Below are 10,056 nucleotides of genomic sequence, written 5' to 3'. Positions count from 1 at the left end.
CTGGAGCACGCAGCCCTGCTTTGATGATGTTTTCTAACGCCACACCTTCAGGTGCCGGATCAGAGAGTTTTGCGATTGAGCGTCTGTTGAGCAATAGATCCAAAGCATCCATTTGAAGTCCTTACTATTTCTTTATTATTTGTATACTTGAACTTTAGCACAGAATACAAACGATAATAAATCTCAACGGCTGTCCATTTGGGCTAGATTAGAAACAATAAAGGCTCCTAAATCTATGACTTAGGAGCCTTGTTCACAATCTAACTCAGCAAATCAAGTAACAATATCTACCGATAAGATTACAGTTTGATAGCTGATTCTATAACTTAATAGCCAGCTCAACTCCTTGACGAATTGCGCGTACTGCATCCAGTTCACCCGCGTAATCAGCACCGCCTATCACATGCAGTTTGCCACCAAATTCTTGCCACATATCTTCGAATGGACGAACTGACACCTGACCTGCACATACGATAACCGAGTCAGCATCCAGCACCTGCTCTTTCTTACCAACGCTGATATGCAGACCTTTATCATCAATCTTGTTGTAGCTTACGCCGCCTAAAAGGTTTACACCGCGTTTTTCGAGAGTGCGCTTATGAATCCAACCTGTAGTTTTACCCGGACCTTTACCAACACGACCCGCTTTACGTTGCATCACCCAAACCGTTTTGTCACTGAACGAATCAGGGTAAGGGTAAAGCCCACCTGGGTGTTCCATATTCTTATCGATGCCCCACTCATGCAGCCAGTCATCTAAACTGTGAGAAGTAGGCTCGGTTAGCATGGTTGCCACATCGACACCAATACCACCAGCACCAACAATTGCGACTTTTTCGCCTACTGGTGTCTTTTCGCGAATCAAGGTTTGGTAATCAACTACGTTTTCTTGGTCGATGCCCTCAATATCGAGCTTTCTCGGTTCAACACCTGCCGCCATCACCACTTCATCGTACTTCAGCAACATCTCAAACGTTGCTTCGGTATCCAGTTTCAGGTTCACACCTGATGCATCGATTTGGTTAGCAAAGTAACGAATCGTTTCTCTGAACTCTTCTTTGCCCGGAATCTGCATTGCCAGTCTGAATTGTCCACCGATACGGTCATTCTTCTCGATCAAGTCAACCTTGTGTCCACGTTGCGCTAGGGTCGTCGCACAAGCTAAACCTGCGGGGCCTGCACCGACAACCGCAATGGTCTTAGTGGCTTGAGCAGGTTGAACAACAATTTCAGTCTCGTAACAAGCTCGTGGGTTAACCAAACAGCTCGCACGTTTACCTTTAAACACGTTATCTAAACAAGCTTGGTTACAACCGATACAGGTATTGATGAACTGAGCTTGGTCTTGAGCGGCTTTATTAACAAAATCCGGGTCTGCCAAGAATGGGCGAGCCATTGATACCATGTCAGCCTGTCCTGAACTAAGAATGCGTTCAGCCTCTTCTGGTGTGTTGATTCGGTTACAAGTCACCACTGGGATCGACACGTATGGTTTCACTTTTTCCGTCACCCAAGAGAATGCGCCTCGTGGTACTTGCGTCGCGATAGTCGGAACACGAGCCTCATGCCAACCAATACCAGTGTTGATGATAGTCACGCCCGCTTCTTCTAGCTTCTGAGCCAAAAGAACAACGTCTTCAAACGTGCTGCCTTGTTCAACCAAATCAAGCATCGACAATCGGAAAATAATAATGAAATCCTTGCCCACCGCTTCACGAATCGATTTAACGATCTCTAGCGGGAAACGCATACGCTTCTCGTAAGAACCGCCCCACTCGTCGTAACGCATGTTGGTACGTTTACAGATGAATTGGTTAATCAAGTAACCTTCCGAGCCCATGATCTCAATGCCGTCATAGCCCGCAACCTGAGCTAGCTCAGCACTATTGGCAAAGGCACCGATGGTCTTTTTGATCTGACGAGGGCTCATCTCACTCGGTGCGAACTTAGCGATCGGCGCTTTAATGCCCGAAGCACTTTGCGCGAATGGGTGCATGGCATAGCGGCCAGCATGCAACAACTGAAGGGCAATTTTACCGCCGTGCTTGTGCACGGCTTCGGTAACAACTCGGTGAGCTTTTGCGTGCTTCACTTTACTGAATTCAGCACTGAATGGGGTCAATCTGCCACGTAAATTAGGAGAGAAACCACCGGTAACAATAAGGCCAACGCCTCCTTTTGCTCGCTCTTCATAAAACGCGGCGAGTTTGTGGAGACCTTCTTTATTTTCTTCTAAACCTGTATGCATTGATCCCATCAATACACGGTTACGTAACTGGGTAAATCCAAGATCGAGTGGTTCAAGTAAATGTGGGTACATGGCAGACATCACTTCTATTATTTTATCCTTGTGGTCTGACCACAGTATAGTTCAATTACCAAAAGTTCAAACAGCCGTTTACATTTTTGTAACACCGATCATAATGCTGAAGGTATTAATCGTTCAGAACCCCTTAATTTGACTACACTTAATGAGAATATATATCGATTAACAATTCTTGGTGTAGTTTGAGCTTGGGAATTATCGTAGGATACTAAGCAGTTCATATTATTGAGATTAATGGTACTACGGCTTGTTAAAGCGACGTGATCTCACTGCGGAGACAGAATGAAAAAAATATTCAAATTTATAGGCATGATCTTTAAAGGGATTTGGAAGCTCATTACGTTTGTACGTCTTGCGCTGGTTAACCTAGTCTTTTTACTCAGTATCGCCATCATCTACTTTGTGTACTTCCATTCAGATACGGCCCAGCCGACGGTTCCACAGGAATCAGCGTTAGTACTTAACCTGTCTGGCCCTATTGTAGAGCAAAGCCGCTATATCAATCCGATGGATTCGGTCACGGGTTCGCTGCTTGGCAAAGACCTTCCAAAAGAGAACATCCTGTTTGATATCGTTGAAACGATTCGCTACGCAAAAGACGATGACAAGGTTACAGGTATCGTTTTAGCACTCAAAGAGTTGCCAGAAACCAACCTAACCAAACTGCGCTACATTGCTAAAGCATTGAATGAGTTCAAAGCGACAGGCAAACCTATTTATGCGGTGGGTGACTTTTACAACCAAAGCCAATACTACCTAGCAAGCTACGCAACTAAAGTCTTCCTGTCACCAGATGGTGGGGTTCTTCTTAAAGGCTATAGCGCTTACTCACTTTACTACAAAACCTTATTAGAGAAGCTAGACGTAAACACGCACGTGTTCCGCGTCGGCACTTATAAGTCAGCTATCGAGCCTTTCATTCGTGATGACATGTCAGACGCAGCGAAAGAGTCCGCTTCTCGTTGGTTAAGCCAGTTATGGGGTGCGTACGTTGATGACGTCAGCAACAACCGTCAGATCGATGCTAAAACACTGAACCCAAGCATGGACACCTTCTTGAAAGAGCTAGAGTCTGTGGGCGGTGACATTGCAAAACTGGCCGAGAAACTTGGCTTAGTGGATGAGCTAGCGACACGCCAGCAAGTTCGACTAGAGCTTGCCGATGTTTTCGGCAGTGACGGCCAAGACAGCTACAACGCGTTTGGTTACTACGAATACCGTGCAACCATGCTTCCAAACATGACCAGTGAATCTCACGACGTTGCCGTGATTGTAGCGAGCGGCGCAATTATGGATGGCAAGCAACCGCGTGGCACAGTTGGCGGAGACACCACAGCAGCCCTACTGCGCCAAGCACGTAACGACGACAAAGTGAAAGCCGTTGTACTTCGTGTCGATAGCCCAGGTGGCAGTGCCTTTGCTTCTGAAGTTATTCGTAACGAAATAGAAGCGATCAAGCAAGCGGGTAAGCCGGTTGTTGTGTCGATGTCGAGCCTTGCTGCTTCGGGTGGTTACTGGATCTCGATGGGCGCGGATAAGATCCTAGCTCAGCCAACCACACTAACGGGTTCAATTGGTATCTTTAGTGTTATCACCACCTTCGAAAAAGGGTTGAATGATATTGGTGTTTACACGGATGGCGTTGGCACCTCACCTTTCTCAGGTCTTGGTATTACAACTGGGCTTAGCGATGGCGCGAAAGACGCGTTCCAAATGGGCATTGAAAACGGATACCGCCGATTCATCAGCCTAGTTGGAGAAAATCGCGGTCTGGAAGTCGATGCGGTCGACAAAATTGCTCAAGGTCGAGTTTGGACAGGTCAAGATGCGATTCAGAAAGGCTTAGTCGATGAGATTGGTGATTTCGATGATGCGGTTGCAGCTGCGGCTTCACTTGCAGAGCTTGAAAGCTACAACATCTACTGGGTAGAAGAGCCACTTTCGGCCACTGAACAATTTATTCAAGAATTTATGAACCAAGTTCAGATATCGATAGGCCTTGATATTCAGTCGATGATACCAAGCAGTTTACAGCCTGTTACTCAGCAGTTAGCTCAAGATAGCCAGCTGTTAGGCAACTTTAACGACCCACAAGGCCGATACGCTTTCTGCTTAAATTGCCAAGTTCAATAAGTTGAGCCAATAACTCAATAACTAAGGGGTGCCTCTGTGTGAGGTGCCTCTTTTTATTGCATGATAATTCGCTATAATCGCCCCCCTGTTCCCTACATCACACTAAGTATTAATCGCCATGGAAAGAAAACACATCTATATCGCGTACACCGGCGGCACAATTGGCATGCAGAAGTCGATTGACCACGGCTATGTTCCTGTCGCAGGTTTCATGGATAAGCAGCTAGCTGGCATGCCTGAATTCCATCGCCCAGAGATGCCTGAGTACACCATTCACGAATACTCTCCATTAATGGACTCTTCAGATATGACGCCACTTGATTGGCAGACTATCGCTGATGACATTCGCGCGAACTACGATAAGTACGATGGTTTCGTTATCCTGCATGGCACAGACACTATGGCTTACACTGCCTCTGCACTGTCTTTCATGCTTGAAAACCTCGGCAAACCTGTGATTGTTACGGGCTCTCAGATCCCATTAGCAGAGCTTCGTTCAGACGGACAAGCAAACCTGCTGAATGCGCTACACATTGCAGCAAACTACCCAATCAACGAAGTGACACTGTTCTTCAACAACAAGTTGATGCGTGGTAACCGCAGCACTAAATCACACGCAGATGGCTTCAATGCGTTTACGTCTCCAAACCTGAACCCATTGCTAGAAGCGGGTATCAATATCCAACTTAGCAATAACGTCAAGGTAAACGAACAACCTGAAGGTGCTTTCAAGGTTCATAACATTACTCCGCAACCTATCGGCGTAATCACAATGTACCCAGGCATCTCACACGAAGTTATCCGTAACACGCTATTACAACCTGTTAACGCGATGATTCTGCTTACTTTTGGTGTGGGTAACGCACCACAAAACCCAGAACTGCTTCAGCACCTGAAAGATGCCTCAGAGCGCGGTGTGATTGTTGTGAACCTAACTCAATGTTTGGCTGGTAAAGTCAACATGGGTGGTTACGCGACGGGTTGTGCACTAGCAGAAGCGGGCGTTGTCAGTGGTTACGATATGACACCAGAAGCGGCACTGGCGAAATTGCATTATCTATTAAGCCAAAACCTAGGCTACGAAGAAGTGAAGACTCAGATGCAACAAGTGTTGCGCGGTGAGATGAGCTTATAACCGGTTCAAGGATTCACGTTAAACCCAATTATTCTATGAAAGTAACGGCGGCTTAACGTGAACTAAATCTTTTTATTGCTTATAAATAAACGAGTTAAACTAAAAGGGGTGGCACATTGCCACCCCTTTGTTGTAATTTAAGCTTAATGATTCGGGTTAACCCTAACAATGTCTTCTTGATCTGACTTAAACTGTTTCTTTAGTTCAGACTTAGATTTAAAGCTAATCTCACCACCAGCTGCAATTGTCATATGTTGAGCTTCAGAGTTATGTTTAGATTGGTATAACATAACCGCTTGCATACACGAGTCGCGCTGTTCTTTTGAGAGCGCCGTACCTTCTGGCCATTTACCCGTTTCAACTGCGTAGGTTAAACGTTCGTAGACCTCGGGTGTCATTGCGCTAAGAAGTTGTTCTGCATCCATGGGAAAGCCTTAGTTTTAACAATTTTCACCAGAAAATAACCCGTAACAGAATTGAGTCAAGAACCTGACCAATAATAAGTGCATCTGATCACAAGTGAAGGAATATGAAAATTATGAAATGGTTGGCGATTAGCCTATTGCCTTTCACTCTGGTTGGGTGTCTTGAAGGGAACAAAAATACCGATCAACTGTGCCAAAGCAACCCGGGTCTTCAGTGTGAACAATTGAACATGAACGATGGACAATGTCGTGTCGCACGTACCGACCTCATCTGGCATCGATTTGAAGTTCAGAAGCAACCCACCGAAATCAACAAAATTAAAGAATTCGAATTAGTCACTGCCTACAAAAAGTGTCTAGAGCTTGCTGCACAGATCGAAACGATCGACCAATCTAAGCTGCAAGAGCGTCGCTTTACCTCTTTAATGCACAGTATCGAAGAGTCTGAGCGCATTGTTGATGAGCTATCGAAATCCGATACACCGGAAACGCTTTACTTCTTGTGGTCGCAAACTGGGGACACCAACGCCAGACGCAGTTTCCTACAACTAGAAGGCACTGAAGCGTTAAACACAGCTGAGATGCAATATGCCTTGGCAACCTTCTATACTACCCGCAATCATATAAAGACACTTAAGCTACTCAATAATGCGTTAACGCTTTCTAATGGCTCGGCAGCCAACACTGAAATCTTCAAGTCGATGGCCAGTATCAACCACAGCCTGGGTCATATGGAAAAAGCGTACGTTTGGGCAATGGTTGCCAAAGACTTTGATGTACCGATTGCTTCTGAAGCCGAGCTCACGGTGTTGTACCATTTCGACAAAGCAACCTATAAGAAGCTAAATAAAGACGCAGACAACATTGTCGAAGCGATTGAGGATGGAATTTACAGCCCTTCAATCGTCCCAAGTTACTGAGCGCTTCATTTATAGTGTTCTAACTTAAGCTTCTTATTCACCTGCTTTCAAATAAAAACAGCTACCTTTTTGGTAGCTGTTTTTATTTGTACTAGAGTTAAATCTGAAATCTTGGGCGTTTCAGCATTCCTAAATCGACAAATGCGACCTGTAAGGATTAGACAATAGTTACAAGTTATTTCGTACTTTCGTCATTTTTGTTGAAAATTAACGACACTGAATTAACACAGAACCGTTCACCTGTGGTCTTCGGACCATCAGGAAAAACATGACCTAAATGGCTATCACAGGCGGTACAACGGATCTCTACACGCTTCATTCCGTGACTTAGATCTTCTATATAGCGTACTGCTTCATCATTCACTGGGGCATCAAAGCTTGGCCAACCACACCCAGAGTCATATTTGTTATCCGACAGGAACAAAGGGCTTTCACAGCATGTGCAGCTATAGACGCCAGTCTTATGGTTGTGCAGTAACTTACCGCTATATGGGGCTTCAGTACCACGTTCACGACACACTGCAAATTCGTCGTCTGTTAGGCGTTCACGCCAGTATTCATCAGGCTTTATCATATTTCCTCCCTTTTGAATCACGTTAATATCTCTCCACATTCTCAGTTATTATATTTACTTTTTTCTATAAAGGCTTGCATATCAGTCGTTTTGTAGCACATACTTTCTCACCAGGAAACATTGTACATATACACTCATAAGTGAATCATCATTTAGGGGTATTTTACCCAACTGGAAGGGTACAGAGCCACTTGCAATGGTCAATTTTCAACCACTTACACCCAATTGTTAAGAAAAGCGTCGCTTTTTTTTGACATTAAACAAGTTAAGTCGGATTATCTATTGCAGATGTATACTGGATTCTGTAATTTTACTACCAGTTATCTTTAATCAGAAATTAAGTTGTGGAGCAACTACAATGACTATCAAAGTAGGTATTAACGGTTTTGGCCGTATCGGCCGTTTCGTATTCCGCGCAGCTCAAGAGCGTGCAGACATCGAAGTAGTAGGTATTAACGATCTAATCGACGTAGAGTACATGGCATACATGCTTAAGTACGACTCAACTCACGGCCGTTTCAACGGTACTGTTGAAGTTGAAGGCGGTAACCTAATCGTTAACGGTAAAACTGTACGTGTTACAGCTGAGCGTAACCCAGAAGACCTTAAGTGGGATGCTATCGACGTAGACGTAGTTGCTGAAGCAACTGGTCTTTTCCTAACTGACGAGACTGCACGTAAGCACATCACTGCTGGCGCTAAGAAAGTAGTTCTTACTGGTCCTTCTAAAGATGCAACTCCAATGTTCGTAATGGGCGTTAACCAAGCATCTTACGCTGGTCAAGACATCGTTTCTAACGCTTCTTGTACTACTAACTGTCTTGCACCTATCGCTAAAGTACTTAACGATAAGTGGGGCATTGAGTCTGGTCTTATGACTACAGTTCACGCTACTACAGCAACTCAAAAAACTGTAGATGGCCCTTCTGCTAAAGACTGGCGCGGTGGCCGTGGTGCTTCTCAAAACATCATCCCATCTTCAACTGGTGCTGCTAAAGCTGTAGGCGTTGTTCTTCCAGAACTAAACGGCCTTCTAACTGGTATGGCTTTCCGTGTACCAACTGCTAACGTATCTGTAGTTGACCTAACAGTTAACCTAAAAGAAGCTGCATCTTACGAAGAAATTTGTGCTGCAATGAAAGAAGCTTCTGAAGGCGAAATGGCTGGCGTTCTTGGTTACACTGAAGACCAAGTAGTATCACAAGATTTCATCGGTGAAGTTCAAACTTCAGTATTCGATGCTAAAGCTGGTGTTGCTCTAACTGACAAATTCGTTAAAGTTGTATCTTGGTACGACAACGAAATCGGTTACTCAAACAAAGTTCTAGACCTAATCGCTCACATCTCTAAGTAATTTCTTTTTAGAAATCGCTTTAGATAAGCATTAGCGAAGACTGTTTTGAGCAGACTTTGAAAAAGGCGACCTTAGTGTCGCCTTTTTAATGCCTGCTATCTTTTAAACCGCGTCTATCTAAGCTCATCAAGATAGCCCAAACGTAAAATTCAATTCTAATACTGACTCTGCTGGTTACTCATGAAAACACAAGCATCACTCTAGTCAGCATTTGAATTCAATTTCCTTAGAAGGATCATGTAATGGATTTATCTACTCTACCTGCACTAGCGGTACTTTCTGACAACGTGACTATCGTTGAACACGAAGGTGTAAAACTGGTTCGCGTTATCCACGATAAAGCAAACGCAGCGATTTCACTGTTTGGCGGCCATGTGGTGTCATTCCAACCTCAAGGTCAAGAAGACCTAATTTGGATGAGCCAACAAGCTAAGTTCGATGGTAAAACGGCGCTGCGTGGTGGTATTCCAGTATGTTGGCCTTGGTTTGGTCGCATTGCAGCACCAGCACATGGTTTTGCCCGTTCAAGTGAATGGCAATTGGTTGAGCACCGTGAAAGCGAAGCCGGCGTGATTGTAAGCTTAGGTTTGAAGCCAAGCGAAGAGACGCTAGCAGTATGGCCTCATCAATTTGATGCACGTTTGAATGTTGAGATCGGCGAGCAGCTAAAAGTAACGCTGGACGTGAAGAACACGGATTCTCAGCCATGGACTTTCTCTGGTGCCCTACACACTTACCTAAACGTTGGTGATATTCACAGCACAACCACAACAGGTATGGGTGCTGAGTACATTGATAGCCTGCAAGGTGGCAAGATCTGCCAAGGCGGTTCTGAACTGGTACTGGCCGACACGATTGACCGCGTTTACACGCAACCAGAAGCGCAAATTTTTGTTGCTGACAAGAAGCTGGATCGCACGCTAACAGTTGAAAACCACGGTCATAACTCTGCAGTATTGTGGAACCCGTGGGCTGAAGGCGCTGCTGGTATGGGCGACATGCAAGACGACGGTTACCTAACTATGATGTGCGTAGAATCAACACTGCACGCACCAAGCCTAGAGGCAGGCAAAACGTTAAAGCCAGGTGAAAGCCACCAGCTGATTACGGTCATTTCCTCAAACTAGACCTCTAGCGAGTTTAATTAAAAACAAAAATGCAGCTCATTGAGCTGCATTTTTTATTGCCC

Annotated in this window: 8 protein-coding genes and 1 pseudogene; 5 read left to right on the top strand and 4 right to left on the bottom strand. The window is 44.9% G+C overall.

The genetic code is table 11. The annotated features are described in order from the left end of the window. Nucleotides 1–112: pseudogene (locus IQQ51_RS26660) on the bottom strand (nitroreductase); the annotation flags it as partial. Nucleotides 113–319: 207 nt separating this feature from the next. After that, nucleotides 320–2,329: an NADPH-dependent 2,4-dienoyl-CoA reductase gene (locus tag IQQ51_RS05290; RefSeq protein WP_193840543.1), complete on the bottom strand. Its 2,010-nt coding sequence runs from the start codon at nucleotides 2,327–2,329 to the stop codon at nucleotides 320–322. 279 nt (nucleotides 2,330–2,608) lie between these two features. Here IQQ51_RS05290 and sppA point away from each other — a divergent pair, with 279 nt between their 5' ends. Further along, complete coding sequence (gene sppA / locus IQQ51_RS05285) at nucleotides 2,609–4,459, top strand: signal peptide peptidase SppA (protein ID WP_193840542.1); 1,851 nt, start codon at nucleotides 2,609–2,611, stop codon at nucleotides 4,457–4,459. A 118-nt stretch (nucleotides 4,460–4,577) separates the two neighbouring features. Continuing rightward, a complete protein-coding gene (ansA, locus tag IQQ51_RS05280; RefSeq protein WP_048611533.1) occupies nucleotides 4,578–5,594 on the top strand; it encodes an asparaginase in 1,017 nt (338 codons plus the stop codon). Nucleotides 5,595–5,737: 143 nt separating this feature from the next. Here ansA and IQQ51_RS05275 read toward each other — a convergent pair whose 3' ends face one another. Beyond that, a complete protein-coding gene (locus IQQ51_RS05275; protein WP_010437067.1) occupies nucleotides 5,738–6,019 on the bottom strand; it encodes a YeaC family protein in 282 nt (93 codons plus the stop codon). Between the two features lie 113 nt (nucleotides 6,020–6,132). Here IQQ51_RS05275 and IQQ51_RS05270 point away from each other — a divergent pair, with 113 nt between their 5' ends. After that, nucleotides 6,133–6,939 (top strand): DUF2989 domain-containing protein, encoded by an 807-nt coding sequence (locus IQQ51_RS05270; RefSeq protein WP_193840586.1) that lies wholly within the window; start codon nucleotides 6,133–6,135, stop codon nucleotides 6,937–6,939. Between the two features lie 175 nt (nucleotides 6,940–7,114). Here the strand turns inward: IQQ51_RS05270 and msrB are convergent, their stop codons facing one another. After that, nucleotides 7,115–7,552, bottom strand: a complete 438-nt coding sequence (msrB, locus tag IQQ51_RS05265) for a peptide-methionine (R)-S-oxide reductase MsrB (protein ID WP_019823761.1) — start codon at nucleotides 7,550–7,552, stop codon at nucleotides 7,115–7,117. Between the two features lie 319 nt (nucleotides 7,553–7,871). On the opposite strand from msrB, the gene gap reads away from it, so the two are divergent. Further along, nucleotides 7,872–8,867 (top strand): type I glyceraldehyde-3-phosphate dehydrogenase, encoded by a 996-nt coding sequence (gap, locus tag IQQ51_RS05260; protein WP_017059382.1) that lies wholly within the window; start codon nucleotides 7,872–7,874, stop codon nucleotides 8,865–8,867. Nucleotides 8,868–9,109: 242 nt separating this feature from the next. Then, nucleotides 9,110–9,994: a D-hexose-6-phosphate mutarotase gene (locus tag IQQ51_RS05255; RefSeq protein ID WP_193840541.1), complete on the top strand. Its 885-nt coding sequence runs from the start codon at nucleotides 9,110–9,112 to the stop codon at nucleotides 9,992–9,994. The last annotated feature ends 62 nt before the right edge of the window (nucleotides 9,995–10,056 follow it).

Source organism: Vibrio sp. OPT18 (assembly GCF_015163615.1).
GTDB classification, from domain to species: domain Bacteria; phylum Pseudomonadota; class Gammaproteobacteria; order Enterobacterales; family Vibrionaceae; genus Vibrio; species Vibrio coralliirubri.
The sequence above is the reverse complement of the archived record's forward strand: the minus strand, read 5'-3'. Positions and strand labels throughout refer to the sequence as shown.